The organism is Delftia sp. HK171 (assembly GCF_001886655.1).
GTDB classification, from domain to species: Bacteria; Pseudomonadota; Gammaproteobacteria; order Burkholderiales; family Burkholderiaceae_C; genus Comamonas; species Comamonas acidovorans.
Genome location: NZ_CP018101.1, coordinates 2,431,260 through 2,449,579, shown reverse-complemented (window position 1 = coordinate 2,449,579; position 18,320 = coordinate 2,431,260). Strand labels below are relative to the sequence as shown.

Below are 18,320 nucleotides of genomic sequence, written 5' to 3'. Positions count from 1 at the left end.
CATCCCGGGCCAACGCACGGTCACGGCCCGGTCATCGGTGGGCGCTAGGCTGGGTCGCCAAGCCCCCTGCAAAACGCTCTGCCAAACGCTCTTCCAAACGCTTTTCCACGCCCACTCCCCCGCCATGATGCTCCGCCGCCATCTTCTGCTGTCCGCCGCTGGCGGCTCGCTGCTGCCCTCCATCCTCCAGGCCCAGGTGGCCCCCGCCGCCATCACGCGCGACGCGGCGCGGCCGCTGCTGCCCTCGGGCCTGCAAAGCGGCGATGTGCTGGCTGACCGCGCCATCGTCTGGGCGCGCGCCAGCCGCGATGCGCGCATGTGGATCGAATGGTCCACCACCTCCGGCTTTGCCAACCCCACGCGCGTGCGCGGGCCTGATCTGCTGATGGACAGCAGCGACGGCACGGGCCGCATCGACCTGCAGGGCCTGCCTGCGGGCCAGGACATCTTCTACCGCGTGGTGCTGGAGGACTTTGCCAGCGCCAATGTGCGCTCGCCCGCCGTGCAGGGGCACTTTCGCACGCCGCTGGCGGCGGGCATGCCCGCCACGCGGCCGCTGCGCCTGGTGTGGAGCGGCGACACCGCAGGCCAGGGCTTCGGCATCAACGAGGCCTTTGGCGGCATGCGCATCTACGAGGCCATGCGCAGGACCGACCCCGACGTGTTCCTGCACAGCGGCGACACCATCTATGCCGACGGCCCCATCGCCGCGCAGATGAAGCTGCGCGACGGCACGCTGTGGAAGAACCTGGTCACGCCCGAGGTCGCCAAGGTGGCCGAGACGCTGGACGAATTCCGGGGCCGCCACCGCTACAACCTCATGGACGCCAACGTGCGCGCCCTGGGCAGCGAGGTCGCCCAGATCTGGCAGTGGGACGACCACGAGGTCACCAACAACTACTCGGACAGCAAGAGCGTGGCCAACGACGCGCGCTACACCGAAAAGAACGTGCAGCTGCTGGCGGCGCGCGGCCAGCGCGCCTTCATGGAATACGCGCCCATGCGTCCCTTCGGCGCGGCCATGCACCAGCGCCTGTACCGCCGCCTGCCCCAGGGCCCGCTGGCCGACATCTTCGTGATCGACATGCGCAGCCACCGCGGCCCCAACAGCCACAACCTGCAGGCGGCCGAAGGCCCGGACACCGACATGCTGGGCCGCCCCCAGGTGCAGTGGCTGCTGGACGGCCTCAAGCGCAGCCGCGCCACCTGGAAGCTGATCGCCAGCGACATGCCCATCAGCCTCTTCGTGCCCGATGGCAAGGATGCCGAGGGCCGCGCCCAATGGGAGGCCGTGGCCAATGGCGAGCATGGCGCACCCCGGGGCCGCGAGCTGGAGATGGCGCGCCTGCTCAAGGGCATCAAGGACGCGGGCATCCACAACGTGGTCTGGCTCACGGCCGACGTGCACTACACGGCGGCCCACCATTTCAGCCCCGAGCGCGCCAGCTTCCAGGACTTCGACCCGTTCTGGGAATTCGTCTCCGGTCCGCTGAATGCGGGCGGCTTCGGCCCCAACGAGATGGACAAGACCTTTGGCGGCGAAGTCGTGTTCCAGAAAAGCGCGGGCCACGCCAACTCCGCGCCCAGCGAAGGCTTCCAGTTCTTCGGCCAGCTCGACATAGACCACCGCAGCCAGGCGCTGACCGTGGTGCTCAAGGACCTGGACGGCAAGGCGCTGTACACGAAGACGCTGGAGCCGCAGCGCAGCTGAGCCTGCCGCCTGGAGATCACGGCATTGCCCCCGCCGCAGGCCCCTGGCCGGCGAACAGGGCAAGATGGCCGGCTGCGGCATTCGGGCCGCTCAGACACAGCACGGAATCTCCATGAAGCACTACGACTACATCGTCATCGGCGGCGGCAGCGGCGGCATTGCATCGGCCAACCGCGCCGCCATGCACGGGCGCCACTGCGCGCTGATCGAAGCCGGCGAGATCGGCGGCACCTGCGTCAACGTGGGCTGCGTGCCCAAGAAGGTCATGTGGCATGCGGCCCAGATCGGCGAAGCCATGCACCGCTACGGCCCCGACTACGGCTGGGATGCCACCGTCAACCGCCTGGACTGGCAGCGCCTGCTGGACAGCCGCAGCGCCTACATCGACCGCATCCATGCCTCGTATGAAAGCGGCCTGGCGCGCAACAAGGTCGAGCTGATCCAGGGCTTTGGCCGCTTCGTGGATGCACGCACCGTGGAGGTGGGCGGCCAGCGGCTCAGTGCCGATCACATCCTCATTGCCACGGGCACGCGCCCGGCACGGCCCGACATTCCGGGCGCCGAGCTGGGCATCGACTCCGACGGCTTCTTCGCCCTCAAGGCCCTGCCTGCGCGCACGGCCGTGGTGGGTGCCGGCTATATCGCCGTGGAGATTGCCGGCGTGCTGCACGCGCTGGGCTCGCAGACCCATCTGTTCCTGCGCCAGAACTCGGCACTGCGCGGGTTCGATCCGCTGCTGAGCCAGACCCTGATGGAGATCATGGAGGCCGAAGGCCCCGCCGTGCACCGCCAGGCCACCCCGAAGGCCGTGGTCCGCAACGCAGACGGCAGCCTTGATCTGCAACTGCAGGACGGCAGCAGCCACACCGTGGACTGCGTGGTCTGGGCCGTGGGCCGCAGGCCCGACACCTCGGGCCTGAACCTGGAGGCCGCGGGCGTGGCGCTGCAGGACAGCGGCCACATCGCGGTGGACAAGTTCCAGGACACCAATGTGCCCGGCATCCACGCCGTGGGCGACATCACGGGCCGCATCGAACTCACGCCCGTGGCCGTGGCCGCAGGCCGGCGGCTGTCCGAGCGCCTGTTCAACGGCAAGACGGGCGAGCACCTGGACTACGACAACGTACCCACCGTGGTCTTCAGCCACCCACCCATCGGCACCGTGGGCCTGACCGAGCCGCAGGCACGCGAGCGCTTTGGCGACGATCAGGTCAAGGTCTACCAATCGGCCTTCACCGCCATGTACACGGCGGTCACGCGCCACCGCCAGCCCGCGCGCATGAAGCTGGTCTGCGTGGGCCCCGAGGAACGCATCGTGGGCATACACGGCATAGGCCTGGGGATGGACGAGATGCTGCAGGGCTTTGCAGTGGCGCTCAAGATGGGTGCCACCAAGCGCGACTTCGACGACACCGTGGCCATCCACCCCACGGCGGCCGAGGAGTTCGTGACCATGCGCTGAACAGGCGCACAGCCTGACCTCAGCGGTTGACCACGGCCTTGGGCAGGGCCAGCGTCAAGAGGCTGCCGGCCACCAGGCAAGCGGCGAACAGCAGCAGGCCTGCGCTCGACGAGTGCGTGAGATCCTTGAGCCAGCCCAGCAAATAGGTGGCCGCAAAGCCTCCCAGGTTGGCAATGGAGGCGATCAGCGCAATGCCTGCGGCCGCCGCCGGCCCCGTCAGGAACGTGGCGGGCAAGCACCAGAACACGGGAAAGGCGGCCATGATGCCCGCCGTCGCCAGAGAGAACAGCAGCACGGTGGCGAACACATGGCCGGTGTACAGCGTGCTCAGCGCCATGGCGGCCGCGCCCGCCAGTGCCGGCAGCACGATGTGCCAGCGCCGCTCGCGGCGCCGGTCGGAGCTGATGCCGTTGAGCAGCAGCGCAGCGATGGCAAAGGCATTGGGAACGGCCGTGAGCAGGCCGATCTCGGCCGTGCTCCTGACCCCGGCCTCGCGGATGATGGTGGGCAGCCAGAAGCTGATGGCATAGGTGGACATCATCAGGCTCAGGTCGATCAGGCCCAGCAGCCAGACCCGGCCGCTGGACAGCGCCGCCCACAGCGAATGGTGGGACTCGGCCAGCCTGTCGCTGTCGAGGTTGGCGCGCAGCACGCCCTTGTCGCGCGGCGACAGCCATTTGGCCGACTCGATGCTGTTGGGCAGGAAGACGAAGACCAGCAGGCCCAGCACCACCGAGGGAATCGCCTCCAGGAAGAACAGCCACTGCCAGCCCGCATGGCCACGCACGCCGGCAAAGGCCGTCATGATCCAGCCCGACAGCGGCGCCCCGACCAGGCTGGCCAGCGGCAGGCCGATCAGGAACAGCGCCATGATCTTGCTGCGCATGCGCGTGGGATACCAGTAGGTCAGGTACAGCATGACGCCGGGAAAGAACCCCGCTTCGGCCACACCCAGCAGAAAGCGCAGCACATAGAACTGCATGGGCGTGCTCACGAACATGGTCGCGCCCGAGATCAGGCCCCAGGTGATCATGATCCGCGCGATCCACAGCCGCGCGCCCATGCGCGCCAGCACCAGGTTGCTGGGCACCTCGAAGAGGATGTAGCCCACGAAGAACAGGCCCGCACCCAGGCCGTAGACCGTCTCGCTGAAGCCCAGGTCCTGCTGCATCTGCAGCTTCGCCAGCCCCACGTTGATGCGGTCCAGATAGGCGGCCAGGTAGCACAGGCAGAAGAAGGGCACGAGCCGCCACGTCACGCGCCCGTACAGCTGCCGCCGCTCCTTCTCCTGCTCCCGCAAATGGACCCCCTGCCCCTGCATACCGCCAATGCCTGCATTGCTGTGAACTGACATTTCAGCTCCTTGCTGTGTTGACCATTGCCACCGTTCATGGCCCTGCGTCGCCGCGTTGGCGCACTGCAGCCGGATCCGGCGGAAACATCTGTCTGCAGTGGAAATTTCAAGTGCCTACGCTCAATGCTACGCACGATAGTCAAAAACAAATCAAGTAGTTTCCCGATAGTCATCATCCATTAATTGGCACAAAAATCCCTGTACGCAAAGGAAACAAGGGGCATCAACTCACGCAATGCCTTGGTGTTCCTTTGTAGTGAACCCGACTCAATTCAAGTGCATACGCTTCAAAACCCCGAACCCGCGGAATGAAATCCGTGATCAGAACCAAGGAGACACCCCATGTCCAGACTGCATTCAAGGACAGGACACGCCATTGCCCTGGCCGCCCCGGCACTTGCCCTGCTCCATGCCATCGCACCGCTGCCGGCGGGCGCGCAGGTCACGCTGCAGGGTCAGATCGATGCCTTCGCGGGGTTCTCGCGCCCGCTGGGCGCGGACAAGGGCACGGGCGTGCTCGCGCCAGGCGGCATGCAGACGAATTTCTGGGCCTTGCGCGGAACGGAGGACCTGGGTTCTGGATTGAAGGCCGTGTTTGCACTGGAGGCCTTCTACCGCGCGGACAGCGGCGCCGAAGGGCGTTTTGCCAATGACGCCTTCTTTGCGCGCAGCGCCTATGTGGGCCTGAGCAGCGGCTGGGGCACGCTGCAACTGGGGCGCAACACCACGCCCTACTGGCTGGCCACCATCGCCTTCAACCCGTATGCAGGGTCCTTTTCGTTCTCACCCGCGGTGCTGCACAGCTTCGGGCCCAACGGCACGGCCGCCGCGCCGCTGCGGGGCGACTCGGGCTGGAGCGACAGCCTGCTCTACACCAGCCCGTCCTGGGGCGGATTCACGGCACGGCTGCAGTATTCGTTCGAGCCGCCTGCCGGCACGCCCGCATCCCAGCGCCGCGATGCGGACAAGCACGGCGCCAGCCTCAGCTATGCGGGCGGCGCATTCGCCGCCGCCCTCGCCTACCAGAGCGTGGCCTATCCCAATGTCGCCACCACCGCTACCGCCACCGGCTTTGACCGCCAGAGCGCCTGGCTGCTGGGCGGCTCCTACGATCTGGGCATGGTCAAGCTGTTCACCCAATACCAGCGGCTGGCCGACACCGTGGCCGGCGCGGACCGCCGCAGGAACAGCGGCCAGTTCGGCCTGTCCATTCCCGCAGGCCCGGGCGCCGTGCTGGCCTCATATGGCCATGCGCGCACCTCGGGCGCCGAAGACGCCAGGCGCAACACCTGGGCCGTGGGCTATGACTACCCCCTGTCCAAGCGCACGGACATCTACCTCAACAGCCTGCACGACCGCATCACGGGCACGGGCGCCGGCAGCGGCCAGACCTGGGGCCTGGGCCTGCGCCACTATTTCTGAGCCCTGGGCTGGGGCTGGGGCTGGGCCGGTGGCTGCTGCACCACGCGCAACACCGTCTCCACCATGTGGTCGCCCCAGCGCTGCAGCTCGGCCTGCTGCAGCAGCTCCTTGTCGAAGAAGGCGCTCAGCGTGTGGCGATTGGAGAGGTAGAAGTAGCCCAGTCCCATGACCGTGATGTAGAGATCGTCGATGTGCACATCGGGACGGAACAGGCCCTGAGCCATTCCCGATTCCACGGCCTTGCGCAGCAGCGTGATGGCGTTGGGAAAGAAGTCGCGTATGCCCGAGGCCTTCTTCAGGTGCTTGCCCTTGAGCAGGTTTTCGGTGTTGAGCAGGAAGATCAGCTCCGGGTGCTCCTGGTAGTAGCGCCACATGAAGCGCACCACGGCCTCCAGCGCAGCGCGCGGATCGTCGAAGTCCACCAGCAGCTTCGCCTCGGCCTCCACCAGCTTGCGGTAGGCGTTCTCCAGCACGGCGGCGAACAGCTTGTCCTTGCTGCCGTAGTGGTAGTAGAGAAGGCTCTCGTAGCACTTGGCCTGCTTGCCGATGCGCTGCACGCTGGCGCCGTCGTAGCCACTTCTGGCGAACTCGATCTCGGCCGCCAGCAAGATGGCCTCCTTGGTCGTCTTGCCGGTCTTGGCAGTCCGCTTGCGCCCCGCAGACGCCTTGGCAGGGGCCTTGGAAGGGGCCTTGGAAGGGGTCGACTTCGCAGCGGCTTTCCTGGCGGGCGCAGCCTTGCGCTTCGGGGTGGCGGGAACTTCCTCGGGATCAGTGGTCATGGGCACGGCGTCAGGTGAAGGGGGCGTTGCGTCGGCCATTCTAGGGAAAAACGCCATATTGAAATTGAGTGTTCACTCAAACAAAATTGAGCGAACACTCAACAAGGAGAGCCCCCATGCAAACCTATGTACTCGATACCTGGTACCCGCTGACCTGGTCGCGCAACGTGGGCCGCCAGCTGTCGGCGCACCGCATCGTCGAACGCGACGTGGTGCTCTACCGCACCGAGGCCGGCGCCGTCGTGGCCATGGAGGACGCCTGCCCCCACCGCCTGCTGCCGCTGTCCATGGGCAAGCTCAAGGGCGATGCCATCGAATGCGGCTACCACGGCCTGACCTTCGACTGCAGCGGCCGCTGCACGCGCGTGCCGGGCCAGGACATGATCCCGGGCAACGCCGTGGTGACCACCTATCCGGTCAAGGAGAACATGGGCCTGGTCTGGATCTGGATGGGCGATCCCTCGCGCGCCGACAGCGTGCCGGTGTTCGACCTGCCCCAGTACCACGACCCGGCGTGGAGCGCCGTCGAAGGCGATGCGCTGCGCATAGAGGCCAACTACCTGAACCTGGCCGACAACCTCTGCGACCCCGCCCATGTGAGCTTCGTGCACCTGAGCACGCTGGGCAACGCGGCCAGCGAGGACATCCCCGTGCACCACGAGGAGCTGGACGGCCGCATCGTCACCTGGCGCTGGATCATCGATGCGCCGGCCATTCCGCTGTTCGCCAAGTACGGCAATTTCAGCGGCAACGTGGACCGCTGGCATTACTACCACTACCACGCGCCCAGCATCGCCATCATCGACTTCGGCAGTGCCGCCACGGGCACGGGCGCACCCGAGGGCCGGCGCGACAACTGCATGCAGATCTATGCCTGCCACTTCATGACGCCCGTGGACCGGAACACCTCCATCGACCACTGGCTGCACGTCAAGAACTTCACGGCCGATGCCGACACCAATGCGGCCCTCTCCGCCGACTTCCGCGTCGCCTTCGCCGAGGACAAGGCCATCCTCGAAGCCATAGAGCGCAACGAAAAGCGCTTTGCCACGCGCAAGACCATCAAGATCGCCATCGATGCAGCCCCCCGGCGCATGCGCCGCATGGTGGACCGCATGATCGAGGGCGCACCCACGGGCGGCTGAGGAGCGGGCTATGCACGACGATACCCACCCCACCCTCCCGCCCATCGGCTGCAACGGCCGTGGCGTGCAGCGCTCCTCGCGCCACCAGCCCATCGGCCTTCAGGAGCTGCCCATACGCGAGCAGTTCCGCCTGGTCAGTGAAACCGGCGCCTTCGACTGCTTCGACCGCCTGCCTCTGCGCACGCAAATGGCCGAGTACGAGGCCGCCATCGCCGAGTTCAACCTGCCCGTGCACACGGCCAGCTGGTTCTACCGCCTGGGCGAGGACGAGGCCCTGCTGGCCCACAACCTGCGCATCTGCCAGGCCATAGGCGCGCGCTGCCACAACATCATGACCTTCAAGCACCACCGCGACGGCCATGTGCTGGACGATGCCGAGATCACCGACCACTACCTGCGCGTCTACGACGACGCCATGTCTCTGGGCGTGGAGCCCAGCTTCGAGCTGCACGTCAACATGTGGACCGAGGACTTCCTGCGCGTACGCGAGGTGGCCCGGCGCGTGCAGGCGCATGGCGTGCCCTTCCACTTCACGCTGGACTACAGCCATGTGAACTTCAAGATCGGCAACCCGGCCGAGCAGAAACTGTCGGGCGTGCGCGAACTGGTCGAGAGCGGCGAACTGGTGCTGGACCCCTTCGAGCCCGGCTCGCTGTGCGAACAATGGCTGGACATGGGCATCGTGCGCTGGGCCCAGCTGCGCGCAGCCGGCCCCAACCAGCCTCTGAACCTGTGGCACCGCAACGAGGACGGCAGCCCGGGCCGGGGCATCCAGTACCCCATGCTGCGGCCCGGCCCCGGCGAATGGCATTCGCCCTGGCACGCCTATCTGCTGGAGCCCTCCAAAGAGGCCATCCGCAAGGTGCTGGCCTACCACCACGCGCACCCGCACAGCCCGCTGCGCCACCTCACCACCGAATTCATCAACCTGCCCGACTACGGCCTGGGCGCACGCTATGACCTGCTGGCGCAGAACGTGGCGGCCGCACGCTTCATGCGGCAAGCCTGGGACGAGATCTGCGCCCGCCCCGCAGTCCAGGCCTCGTGCAAAGGTGCATCATGACCCCCGCACAACACGCCCAAGGCCACGCCGTCATCATCGGCGCCGGGCATGCCGGCGGCACCCTGGCCGCCCTGCTGCGCCAGTACGGCCACCCGGGCCCCATCACCCTGGTCGGCGGCGAAGACCTGCCGCCCTACCAGCGCCCGCCGCTGTCCAAGGCCTGGCTGCAGCAGCCCATGGGCCCGGACGATCTGCTGCTGCGGCCCGCCAGCGCCTATGCCGACCAGGCCATTGCCCTGCGCCTGGGCGTGCGCGCCATGGCCATAGAGCCGGGCTCGCGGCAGGTAGCGCTGAACGACGGGTCGGCACTGCACTACGACCAACTGGTCATTGCCACAGGCGCCGCACCGCGCTGGCTGGCCCTGCCCGGGGGTGAGCGGCCCGGCGTGACCTACCTGCGCACCATGGAAGACGCGCAGGCGCTGCGGGGCCACCTGCAGACCGCCCGTTGCCTGGCCATCATCGGCGGCGGCTATGTGGGTCTCGAAGTCGCGTCCACGGCCCGCAAGCTGGGGGTGCAGGTCCGGGTCATCGAGCGCGAAGGCAGGCTGCTGTCGCGCAGCGCCTCGCCCCAGATGGCCGCAAATCTGCACGGCCTGCATGCAGGCCAGGGCGTGGAGGTGCATTTCAACGCTTCGGTCACCGCCATCCAGGGCGACAGCCCCACCGGCATCACGGGCCTGAGGATGGCCGATGGCTCCCGCCTGGAGTGCGATGCCGTGCTCATCGGCGTGGGCGCAGCGCCCAGCGTGGAGCTGGCACAGTCCCTCGGCCTGGACTGCGCGGGCGGCATTGCCGTGGACGGCGAAGGCCGTACCGCCATGGCCGGCATCTACGCCATAGGCGATGCCACGCGCCGCCCCCTGGCCGGCTACCCCGGGCTGCACCGGCTCGAAAGCGTGCCCAGCGCGCTCGAACAGGCCCGGCGCGCAGCCTGCTCCATCACGGGCCGCGCACTGCCCGCCCATGAAGCGCCCTGGTTCTGGTCAGATCAGTACGACACCAAGCTGCAGATCGCCGGCCTGCCCGGCCATGGCGACCAGACCGTGCTGCGCGGCGACCCGGCCAGCGGCAGGTTCGCCGTCCTGCACCTGCGCGGTGGCCAGCTGTGCGCCGCCGAATGCGTGAACTCACCGGGCGAATTCATGGCAGCGCGCAAGGCCATCGCCGCCACGCACTGCGCCGACCCCGGTTTCCCGCCCCTCCCCCCAAAAGCCCCACCCACGCCATGACCACCATCACCTTCATAGAACACAGCGGCCGCAAGCACGTGGTGCAGGCCACCGACGGCCAGAGCCTCATGCGCGCCGCCGTCTCCAACGGCGTGCCGGGCATCGATGCCGAATGCGGTGGCGCCTGTGCCTGCGCCACCTGCCATGTCTACATACAACCGGAGTGGCTGGACCGCGTGGGCCCGGCCCAGGGCGGCGAAAGGGAGATGCTGGACTTCGCCCTCGACGTGCGCGGAGACTCGCGGCTGGCCTGCCAGATCACGGTCTCGCCGCAGCTCGACGGGCTGGTGGTGGGCATGCCGGTGGCGCAGAGCTGAGGGCTGTGCCGATGGGGATGCAACCCCGGGCAGCCCGCCCTGCAATCGCGCACCACCCATGTCACCTAACGCAAGGCCGTGGGTTCCGGAACGCGTCAAGCGGCACCGCAAGCCATTGCCTGGAATCGAGAGGGCGAAGGGCTATCTCAGCCCACTACATTGGGTAATCAAATATCTCAAGAGAACCTGAGATCGTGGTCGGTAAATAGCACCTTGTATACCGGAGCAAAATCATCGTCTGAATTTATCAGCGTGAAATCCATATTCATCAAAAGAACACTCTTTTCCAGAATGACAAATCCAGCCGATACTATCTTTTCAATTATTTGATTCAACAAATGATCGCACCCTGCCCCTGAAATCACCTGCCTGCCAGATTTATCAGAATTTTCCAGGATGACCACATAATTTCCGACCCAGGAAATAAAAATCTCATAACAACCAATACTGCCATTGATGTCAAGGCGATAGCACACATCATCGTTCACATCTGAATAGTCTTGTGCCTCAGCGATATGCTCAATCGATTCTTTCAGCGCACTGGCATCACAGGATGGAGCAGATAATTTAAAGTAATTGGGTTCACGCAATGAACCATATTTCACCAGAACCTGTTTAGAAATATCCTGGATAATTGTACTCATTGAGTCAAATCCCCTGAAGGGTGACTTTCTTCATTCCACCCGTTTTATCCAGCAAAACAAGATCACGATAATATCCGGAATCTTCGTCAGGCAAATAAATATCAATCTTGAAATTCCTTGCCATAAAAGCAAAGATTGAATTCTCCACCACAACATCCTCTTCAAGATATACAGTGACCATTTTCATCCCTTGGAATTCATGAGAATCTTCAATCAGCAAAACAATTTTTGCCTTTTGCTCCACGATCTGCTCGACTGAATCTATTGCACAAACATCACCAGGAGAAAGTTCCAAGGAACTCGCAAGATAACCGATCAGTGCTGCAGCCTCATGAACGCCGTCTACAAGAAAATTATTCCAGATCATGAATTGAATCTCATCCAGATGGATTCTTAAATCATCTTCAGCCAACAGAAACCCAAGACATTCCTACAGATTCAACTCCTTTTCAAACAGAGATATCGCTTTCAACATCAGACTCTCTGGTGCATCTTGGCAAATCAGCAATACAAACCTCACGCAATTGAGACCGGGAAATGCCCCATGAGCGAAGAATTCAACGGCATCCTCCAAGCTCTCGCTCAGGGAGATAGTGACAGCATCCATATCGCCGGTGTCCAGAATCAAGTCATCAATGATCTCTTCCGCGCCAGAGTAGTCTCCCCATGTCGCAAAGAATTCACACCCGATCTCCAGCAACCTCGTTATTGCAAGATTGAATCCGGGGTCCTTACCCTTCCCCGTCACAACGAAACAGCCATGCGGAAGCGGACTGGATTGAATTCCACCCGCATCGCAGGTTTTCGATACTACAAGCATGTTCTTCATGGGCGCATCTACATGTCCGATTGAACCCACTTCACCTCAGATGGGTGAATGGAAAAATTCGCCATCAGCTTGTTGATGGCAAAAACCGTCTCAACACCTCTGTCCACATAGATCGCTGTGCCTTTGGCTGGCGAATTCACGTAGAAATGAAAGAGGATGGTACCAACATCCTTATCCAAGGCATAGCAATAATGGCAGACATCCAGATCGTCAACATCTCTCACAAAATGCAGTCCGTGCTTTCTGGACAGCTCCGAAGGCCCATCAGACAACAGGATGACCGGCTTTGATTCGCCGCTGGGCCATGGATTATCTTCAGACATTGCTGCGTTTCCTTATCTGCCATGTTGCAATTGCTCGCCGTGGCGTGCTGTGGCCAACGACTTGCCCACCACTCCCCGCAAACACTCCACCAGCAACCGCGTCGTCGCCGTCATCGGCTGGCCGCGCAGGGTGATCAGGCCCACGGGCGGCAGGTCGATGGGCACGGGCAGGTCCAGCACGGCGACCAGCCCCTGCTGCGCGAAATGCTCGGCCACGCCGCGCGCCATGAAGGCCACGGCGCCGCGCTGGTGCAGGAAGCTGATCTGCGACAGGAATGAGGCGGACTCCACCAGGTCGGCGGGCGGATGCAGGCCGTGGGCGAAGAACTGCTGCTCCAGCTTCACGCGCAGCGATGCCCAGGGCGGGGGCATGACGCAGGGCATGTCGGCCAGCGCCTGCCAGCTCGCAGGCTGCGCCAGCAACGCATGGCCGGGGCGCACGACGGCGACCATGGGCTCGTCGTACAGGGCTTCGGTTTCCAGGTCGGGCGAGGCGTAGCCGGGTTCCAGCCGGCCCACGAACAGGTCCAGCTCGCCCATGCGCAGCTTGGGCAGCAGCCGCGTGAGATCGCCCTCCTCGACCAGCACCGTGGTCTGGGCCGATCGCGCCTTCAACTGCTCGACGGCCCGGGCCAGCAGCACGGGCGTGGCCACGACCATGGCGCCCACGCTGGTGCGCCCGCGTGTGCCGCTGGCCTCGGCCGCCATTTCATCGCGCGTGCGTTCGAAGCCCGCCAGCACCGAGCGCGCAAAGCGCACCATGCTGACGCCGGCCGCCGTGGGCTCGGTGCCTCGCGTGGAGCGCTCGAACAGCGTCATGTCCAGCATGCGCTCTATCTCGGCCAGGGTCTTGGAGACGGCGGGCTGGGTCACGGCCAGGAACTCGGCGGCGCGGCCCAGGTGGCGGAACTGGTCCAGCGCCACCAGCAGCTGCAGGTGGCGCAGCTTGAGGTTGGAGCGCAGCACGCGGTCTATCTTGCTCATAGGGTCTTCATAGCTTTGAGGTTATGAAGCCAGTCTATCTTTTCATTGGATTGTCATGATCAGGCGCTGAACAATCGCGCCAGTCAGCCCAAGGCCCGGATCACAGGGCTGCAAAAAGCCAATACAGGAGACAAGCGATGAACACCCCACGCACACGCCATGCAAGCCGGCGCGAATTCGTGCTCGCCACGCTCGGCGCCAGCGCACTGGCCGCCACCGGCCCCCTCTTCGCCCAGAACTGGCCCGAACGCCCCATCACCTTCATCTGCCCCTGGCCTGCGGGCGGCACGGCCGACCAGTCCATGCGCGCGCTGTGCACGGTGGCCGGCAAGCTGCTGGGCCAGCCGATCGCGGTGGAGAACCGTGCGGGCGCGTCGGGAATGATCGGCGCCAAGGCGCTGGCCTCGGCCAGGGCGGACGGCTACACCATCGGCCAGGTTCCCATCTCGGTCACGCGCTTTTCGCAGCTGGGCAGCCTGCAGGCCGATCCGCGCAAGGACTACACCTACATCGCGCGCACCTCGGGCCAGACCTTCGGCATTGCCGTGCCCGCCAATTCGCCGTTCAAGACGCTCAAGGACTTCGTGGCCGCCGCCAAGGCCCGGCCTGGCCAGGTGACCTATGCCCATGCAGGCGTGGGCGGTGCCACGCATGTGGGCATGGAGGAATTTGCGGGCGTGGCCGGCATACAGCTCAACCATGTGCCCTACAAGGGCGGCGCCGAGGCACTGCAGGGCGTGCTGGGCGGCCACGTGGATGCGCTGGCCGACTCCAGCTCCTGGGCTCCCCATGTGGAGGCCGGCAAGCTGCGCTTGCTGGCCACCTGGGGCGAGCAGCGCACGGCGCGCTTCAAGGACGTGCCCACGCTGCGCGAATGCGGCTACGACGTGGTGGTCGATGCGCCCAACGGCATTGGCGCGCCGCGTGGCCTGGACCCGGCCGTGGCGGCCAGGCTGCGCGAGGCCTTCCGCGCCGCCGTGGCCAGCCCCGAGTTCAAGTCCGTGGCCGAGAAGCTGGATGCGCCGCTGCTCTACCTGGACGGCCCGGACTACGAGAAATACGTGAACACGGTCTATCAAAAAGAGACCGTTTTGATCGACAAGCTCAAGCTGCGCGAATTGATGAAGGGCTGACAGCCCGCGAACCCACACCGATGAAAGCCCCGCATGTCCCGCACCGATAGCCCCCTGCTGCACCTGCATCCCAACGACAACGTGCTGGTCGCCAAGACCGCTCTGTCGCTGGGCCAGGAGATTCCCGAACTGGGCGTGCGCGCCCGCGCCCAGGTGCCTGCGGGCCACAAGATCGCCGCGCGCCGCATCGCAGAGGGCGAGCAGGTGAAGAAGTACGACACCGTGATCGGCGTGGCCATGCGCGAGCTGGAGGCCGGCGACTATGTGCACAGCCACAACCTGCGCATCGTGGACTACTACCGCGACCCGGCCTTCGGCGCCGACGTGCGGCCCGTGGACTATGTGCCCGAGGCGCAGCGCGCCAGCTTCCAGGGCTTTGTGCGCGCCGGCGGCGGCGTGGGCACGCGCAATTTCATCGGCATCCTGTCGTCGGTGAACTGCTCGGCCACGGTGATCAAGCGCATTGCCGCGCATTTCACGGCCGAGCGCATGGCGGCCTTCCCCAACGTGGACGGCGTGGTGGCCTTCGCCCAGACCAGCGGCTGCGGCATGTCCTCGCCCAGCGAGCATTTCGACGTGCTGCGCCGCACGCTGGCCGGCTATGCACGCCACCCGAACCTGGCCGGCGTGCTCATCGTGGGCCTGGGCTGCGAGCGCAACCAGGTCGATGCCCTGGTAGAGTCGCAGGGCCTGAGCGAAGGCCGGCTGATGCGGACGCTGGTGATGCAGGAAGTGGGCGGCACGCGCGTGACCATAGAGGCCGGCATCCGCGCCATCGAAGAGATGCTGCCCGAAGCCGACGCCGCGCGGCGCAGCACGGTCAGCGCCAGCCACCTGAAGATCGGGCTGGAGTGCGGCGGCTCGGACGGGTTTTCGGGCATCACGGCCAACCCGGCCCTGGGCGCGGCCATGGACATCCTGGTGCGCCACGGCGGCACGGCCATCCTGTCGGAAACGCCCGAGATCCATGGCGTGGAATTCATGCTCACGCGCCGCGCCATCACGCCTGCCGTGGGGCAGAAGCTGCTGGACCGCCTGGCCTGGTGGGAGCGCTACGCGGCCGGCCAGAACGCGCAGTTCAACGGCGTGGTCGGCCACGGCAACCAGGCCGGCGGCCTGGCCAACATCTTCGAGAAATCGCTGGGATCGGCCATGAAGGGCGGCACCACGCCGCTGCGCGCCGTCTACGAATACGCCGAGCCCATCACCGAGCCGGGCTTTGTGTTCATGGATTCGCCGGGCTACGACCCCGTGGCCTCCACGGGCCAGATTGCCAGCGGCGCGCACCTGATCTGCTTCACCACCGGGCGCGGCTCCATGTTCGGCAGCAAGCCCGCGCCCACCATCAAGCTGGCCAGCAACACGCCCATGTACCGCCGTCTGGAAGAGGACATGGACATCAACTGCGGCCTGATCGTGGACGGCGAATGCGGCGTGCCCGAGATGGGGCAGCGCATCTTCGCGCAGATCCTGCGCCACGCCAGCGGCGAGCCCACCAAGAGCGAGGCCCTGGGCCTGGGCGACCATGAGTTCGTGCCCTGGCACCTGGGCATCGTGAGCTGAGCCGCCCCCTCCAACCCTTGCATCCAACGATCCCATGCCACTGACCCTGACCCGCCCCGAGCTGCTGCGCAGCGCCAACTTCATCGCCGGCCAATGGACGACCGCGACGGCCACGCCCGCCGCACCCGCCCTGCACCTGGCCGTGACCGACCCCGCCACGGGCGAACTGATCACCGAGGTGCCCGACTCCGGCGCCGCCGAGGCTCGCGCCGCGCTGGACGCCGCGCATGCCGCCTTCCCCGCCTGGCGCAGGACGCCTGCCAAACAGCGCGCCGCCATCATCAAGCGCTGGAACGACCTGGTGCTGGCCCACCAGGACGACCTGGGCCGCCTCATCAGCCGCGAGCAGGGCAAGCCCCTGGCTGAGGGCAAGGGCGAGGTCGCCTACGCGGCCAGCTACATCGAATGGTTCGCCGAAGAGGCCACGCGCATGAACGGCGAGATCATTCCCGCGCCCGTGCCGGGCCGGCGCATGTTTGCGCTGCGCGAGCCCGTGGGCGTGGTGGCTGCCATCACGCCCTGGAACTTTCCGGCCGCCATGATCGCCCGCAAGATCGCGCCCGCGCTGGCCGCCGGCTGCACCGTGGTCTGCAAGCCCGCGGAAGACACGCCGCTGACCTCGCTGGCCCTGGTGCTGCTGGCCCAGGAGGCGGGCGTGCCTGCGGGCGTACTCAACATCGTCACGGCCTCGCGCGAGAAGACGCCCGAGGTGGTGGATGTCTGGCTGGACGACGCGCGCGTGCGCAAGATCACCTTCACGGGCTCCACGCCCGTGGGCAAGCACCTGGCGCGGCGCAGCGCCGACACGCTCAAGAAGCTCTCGCTGGAGCTGGGCGGCAATGCGCCCTTCATCGTCTTCGAGGACGCCGACATCGATGCCGCCGTCGATGGCTTCATGGCCGCCAAGTTCCGCAATGGCGGCCAGACCTGCGTCTGCCCCAACCGCGTCTTCGTGCACCGCAGCGTGCACGACACGTTCGCACAGAAGCTGGCCGCGCGCGTGGCCGCGCTGCACGTGGGCCCGGCCAGCGACCCGGCCTCGCAGATCGGCCCCATGATCAATGCGCGCGCCGTGGAAAAGATAGAGCGCCATGTGCAGGACGCCGTGGCGCGCGGCGCCAGGGTGCTCACGGGCGGCAGGCGCCTGGATGCCCTGGGCGCCAACTACTACGCGCCCACCGTGCTCACGGGCGCCGATGCCTCCATGGCCTGCGCCTGCGAGGAAACCTTCGGCCCCGTGGCGCCGCTCACCGTCTTCGACAGCGAGGACGAGGTCATCGCCGCCGCCAACGACACGCCCTTCGGCCTGGCCGCCTACTTCTACAGCAACGACGCACGCCGCATCTGGCGCATGGCCGATGCGTTGGAGACCGGCATCGTCGGCATCAACGAAGGCGCACTGGCCGCCGAGGCAGCGCCCTTCGGCGGCGTCAAGGAATCCGGCTACGGCCGCGAGGGCTCCACCCACGGCCTGGACGACTACCTGCACACCAAGTACGTCTGCCAGGGCCTGCTGGACTGAATCTTTCACTCAACGAAATCACCGGACACCATGCCAGCCCATAACCCCTTCAAGACCGCCCTGGCCGCAGGCCAGCCCCGCATCGGCCTGTGGCTGTCCATGGCCGACCCCTACCTGGCCGAGGCGGCCGCCACCTGCGGCTACGACTGGCTGCTGATCGACGGCGAGCACGCGCCCAACGACGTGCGCAGCACCCTGGCCGCGCTACAGGCCGTGGCCCCGCACCCGGCCCAGGCCGTGGTGCGTGTGGTCGAAGGCAGCACGGCCCTGATCAAGCAGATGCTGGACATAGGCGCCACCACCTTGCTCGTGCCCATGGTGGACACGGCCGAACAGGCGCGCGCCGTGGTGTCCGCCACGCGCTACCCGCCGCTGGGCGTGCGCGGCGTGGGCAGCGCCGTGGGCCGCGCATCGCAGTGGAGCGCACGCGCCGACTACCTGCAGGTGGCCGACGACGAGGTCTGCCTGCTGGTCCAGGCCGAGACCGTGACCGCCCTGCAGAACCTGGCGGCCATCTGCGCGGTGGACGGCGTGCACGGCGTCTTCATCGGCCCCGCCGACCTGGCCGCCTCCATGGGCCACCGCGGCAACCCGGGCCACCCCGAAGTGCAGGCCGCCATCGAAGCCGCGATGAAGACCATCATCGCCAGCGGCAAGGCGGCCGGCACCCTGACCTCGGACCCCGCCCTGGCCCGACGCTACCTGGATCTGGGCTGCAGCTTCGTGGCCGTGGGCGTGGATGTGCTGCTGTTTGCGAATGCGGCGCGCAGGCTGCGGGGGCAGTTCGGGGATTCGCTGGTGGCCGCGCCTGCACAGCAGGCAGCTGCCGCCTATTGA

Annotated in this window: 18 protein-coding genes; 11 read left to right on the top strand and 7 right to left on the bottom strand. The window is 66.1% G+C overall.

Annotated features, from left to right (window positions below):
* Window positions 1-124 precede the first annotated feature (124 nt).
* Both BO996_RS11095 and gorA read left to right on the top strand, forming a co-directional pair.
* Complete coding sequence (locus BO996_RS11095; RefSeq protein ID WP_071954758.1) at window positions 125-1,711, top strand: alkaline phosphatase D family protein; 1,587 nt, start codon at window positions 125-127, stop codon at window positions 1,709-1,711.
* Between the two features lie 112 nt (window positions 1,712-1,823).
* The gene (gorA, locus tag BO996_RS11090; RefSeq protein WP_071954757.1) at window positions 1,824-3,173 is read left to right on the top strand and encodes a glutathione-disulfide reductase; all 1,350 of its coding nucleotides are present in this window, start codon (window positions 1,824-1,826) and stop codon (window positions 3,171-3,173) included.
* A gap of 19 nt (window positions 3,174-3,192) precedes the next feature.
* Here gorA and BO996_RS11085 read toward each other — a convergent pair whose 3' ends face one another.
* A complete protein-coding gene (locus tag BO996_RS11085) occupies window positions 3,193-4,527 on the bottom strand; it encodes an MFS transporter (RefSeq protein ID WP_442856956.1) in 1,335 nt (444 codons plus the stop codon).
* A gap of 342 nt (window positions 4,528-4,869) precedes the next feature.
* On the opposite strand from BO996_RS11085, the gene BO996_RS11080 reads away from it, so the two are divergent.
* Entirely contained in the window at window positions 4,870-5,949 is a 1,080-nt protein-coding gene (locus tag BO996_RS11080; protein WP_071954755.1) for a porin, read from the top strand.
* On the opposite strand, the gene BO996_RS11075 is transcribed toward BO996_RS11080, so the two are convergent.
* The gene (locus tag BO996_RS11075) at window positions 5,940-6,728 is read right to left on the bottom strand and encodes a TetR/AcrR family transcriptional regulator (RefSeq protein ID WP_071954754.1); all 789 of its coding nucleotides are present in this window, start codon (window positions 6,726-6,728) and stop codon (window positions 5,940-5,942) included. The two genes, BO996_RS11080 and BO996_RS11075, sit on opposite strands and share 10 nt — an antisense overlap.
* A gap of 116 nt (window positions 6,729-6,844) precedes the next feature.
* On the opposite strand from BO996_RS11075, the gene BO996_RS11070 reads away from it, so the two are divergent.
* Genes BO996_RS11070 through BO996_RS11055 form a run of 4 tightly spaced genes read left to right on the top strand, consistent with a single transcriptional unit; the run spans window position 6,845 to window position 10,485 of the window.
* Window positions 6,845-7,873, top strand: coding sequence for an aromatic ring-hydroxylating dioxygenase subunit alpha (locus BO996_RS11070; RefSeq protein ID WP_071954753.1), 1,029 nt, complete (start codon window positions 6,845-6,847; stop codon window positions 7,871-7,873).
* A gap of 10 nt (window positions 7,874-7,883) precedes the next feature.
* The gene (locus BO996_RS11065) at window positions 7,884-8,936 is read left to right on the top strand and encodes a xylose isomerase (RefSeq protein ID WP_071954752.1); all 1,053 of its coding nucleotides are present in this window, start codon (window positions 7,884-7,886) and stop codon (window positions 8,934-8,936) included.
* Entirely contained in the window at window positions 8,933-10,168 is a 1,236-nt protein-coding gene (locus tag BO996_RS11060) for an NAD(P)/FAD-dependent oxidoreductase (protein ID WP_071954751.1), read from the top strand. Before BO996_RS11065 ends, BO996_RS11060 begins: the two co-directional genes overlap by 4 nt.
* Complete coding sequence (locus tag BO996_RS11055; protein WP_071954750.1) at window positions 10,165-10,485, top strand: 2Fe-2S iron-sulfur cluster-binding protein; 321 nt, start codon at window positions 10,165-10,167, stop codon at window positions 10,483-10,485. Before BO996_RS11060 ends, BO996_RS11055 begins: the two co-directional genes overlap by 4 nt.
* Before the next feature lie 176 nt (window positions 10,486-10,661).
* Here BO996_RS11055 and BO996_RS28960 read toward each other — a convergent pair whose 3' ends face one another.
* The 5 genes from BO996_RS28960 to BO996_RS11040 are packed head-to-tail and all read right to left on the bottom strand — an operon-like array spanning window position 10,662 to window position 13,265.
* A complete protein-coding gene (locus BO996_RS28960) occupies window positions 10,662-11,129 on the bottom strand; it encodes a hypothetical protein (RefSeq protein WP_156897935.1) in 468 nt (155 codons plus the stop codon).
* A 4-nt stretch (window positions 11,130-11,133) separates the two neighbouring features.
* Window positions 11,134-11,541 (bottom strand): hypothetical protein, encoded by a 408-nt coding sequence (locus BO996_RS28955; RefSeq protein ID WP_156897934.1) that lies wholly within the window; start codon window positions 11,539-11,541, stop codon window positions 11,134-11,136.
* An 18-nt stretch (window positions 11,542-11,559) separates the two neighbouring features.
* Window positions 11,560-11,958 carry a hypothetical protein gene (locus BO996_RS11045; RefSeq protein ID WP_156897933.1) on the bottom strand — a complete coding sequence of 133 codons (399 nt, stop codon included), beginning with the start codon at window positions 11,956-11,958 and terminating at the stop codon, window positions 11,560-11,562.
* A gap of 8 nt (window positions 11,959-11,966) precedes the next feature.
* Entirely contained in the window at window positions 11,967-12,281 is a 315-nt protein-coding gene (locus BO996_RS28950; protein ID WP_156897932.1) for a hypothetical protein, read from the bottom strand.
* 12 nt (window positions 12,282-12,293) lie between these two features.
* Window positions 12,294-13,265, bottom strand: coding sequence for a LysR substrate-binding domain-containing protein (locus BO996_RS11040; protein ID WP_071954747.1), 972 nt, complete (start codon window positions 13,263-13,265; stop codon window positions 12,294-12,296).
* Window positions 13,266-13,402: 137 nt separating this feature from the next.
* On the opposite strand from BO996_RS11040, the gene BO996_RS11035 reads away from it, so the two are divergent.
* The 4 genes from BO996_RS11035 to hpaI are packed head-to-tail and all read left to right on the top strand — an operon-like array spanning window position 13,403 to window position 18,320.
* Window positions 13,403-14,398: a Bug family tripartite tricarboxylate transporter substrate binding protein gene (locus tag BO996_RS11035; RefSeq protein ID WP_071954746.1), complete on the top strand. Its 996-nt coding sequence runs from the start codon at window positions 13,403-13,405 to the stop codon at window positions 14,396-14,398.
* A gap of 33 nt (window positions 14,399-14,431) precedes the next feature.
* Window positions 14,432-15,961: a UxaA family hydrolase gene (locus BO996_RS11030; RefSeq protein ID WP_034398286.1), complete on the top strand. Its 1,530-nt coding sequence runs from the start codon at window positions 14,432-14,434 to the stop codon at window positions 15,959-15,961.
* A gap of 34 nt (window positions 15,962-15,995) precedes the next feature.
* On the top strand, window positions 15,996-17,483 hold the full coding sequence (locus BO996_RS11025) for an NAD-dependent succinate-semialdehyde dehydrogenase (RefSeq protein ID WP_071954745.1): 1,488 nt from the start codon (window positions 15,996-15,998) through the stop codon (window positions 17,481-17,483).
* Window positions 17,484-17,513: 30 nt separating this feature from the next.
* The gene (gene hpaI / locus BO996_RS11020; RefSeq protein WP_071954744.1) at window positions 17,514-18,320 is read left to right on the top strand and encodes a 4-hydroxy-2-oxoheptanedioate aldolase; all 807 of its coding nucleotides are present in this window, start codon (window positions 17,514-17,516) and stop codon (window positions 18,318-18,320) included.

Excerpts from the sequence above, each read along its gene's own strand:
- BO996_RS11095 (WP_071954758.1), top strand. The coding sequence starts at position 125 with ATGATGCTCCGCCGCCATCTTCTGCTGTCCGCCGCTGGCGGCTCGCTG.
- gorA (WP_071954757.1), top strand. The coding sequence starts at position 1,824 with ATGAAGCACTACGACTACATCGTCATCGGCGGCGGCAGCGGCGGCATT.
- BO996_RS11085 (WP_442856956.1), bottom strand. The coding sequence starts at position 4,527 with ATGTCAGTTCACAGCAATGCAGGCATTGGCGGTATGCAGGGGCAGGGG.
- BO996_RS11080 (WP_071954755.1), top strand. The coding sequence starts at position 4,870 with ATGTCCAGACTGCATTCAAGGACAGGACACGCCATTGCCCTGGCCGCC.
- BO996_RS11075 (WP_071954754.1), bottom strand. The coding sequence starts at position 6,728 with ATGACCACTGATCCCGAGGAAGTTCCCGCCACCCCGAAGCGCAAGGCT.
- BO996_RS11070 (WP_071954753.1), top strand. The coding sequence starts at position 6,845 with ATGCAAACCTATGTACTCGATACCTGGTACCCGCTGACCTGGTCGCGC.
- BO996_RS11065 (WP_071954752.1), top strand. The coding sequence starts at position 7,884 with ATGCACGACGATACCCACCCCACCCTCCCGCCCATCGGCTGCAACGGC.
- BO996_RS11060 (WP_071954751.1), top strand. The coding sequence starts at position 8,933 with ATGACCCCCGCACAACACGCCCAAGGCCACGCCGTCATCATCGGCGCC.
- BO996_RS11055 (WP_071954750.1), top strand. The coding sequence starts at position 10,165 with ATGACCACCATCACCTTCATAGAACACAGCGGCCGCAAGCACGTGGTG.
- BO996_RS28960 (WP_156897935.1), bottom strand. The coding sequence starts at position 11,129 with ATGAGTACAATTATCCAGGATATTTCTAAACAGGTTCTGGTGAAATAT.
- BO996_RS11045 (WP_156897933.1), bottom strand. The coding sequence starts at position 11,958 with ATGAAGAACATGCTTGTAGTATCGAAAACCTGCGATGCGGGTGGAATT.
- BO996_RS28950 (WP_156897932.1), bottom strand. The coding sequence starts at position 12,281 with ATGTCTGAAGATAATCCATGGCCCAGCGGCGAATCAAAGCCGGTCATC.
- BO996_RS11040 (WP_071954747.1), bottom strand. The coding sequence starts at position 13,265 with ATGAGCAAGATAGACCGCGTGCTGCGCTCCAACCTCAAGCTGCGCCAC.
- BO996_RS11035 (WP_071954746.1), top strand. The coding sequence starts at position 13,403 with ATGAACACCCCACGCACACGCCATGCAAGCCGGCGCGAATTCGTGCTC.
- BO996_RS11030 (WP_034398286.1), top strand. The coding sequence starts at position 14,432 with ATGTCCCGCACCGATAGCCCCCTGCTGCACCTGCATCCCAACGACAAC.
- BO996_RS11025 (WP_071954745.1), top strand. The coding sequence starts at position 15,996 with ATGCCACTGACCCTGACCCGCCCCGAGCTGCTGCGCAGCGCCAACTTC.
- hpaI (WP_071954744.1), top strand. The coding sequence starts at position 17,514 with ATGCCAGCCCATAACCCCTTCAAGACCGCCCTGGCCGCAGGCCAGCCC.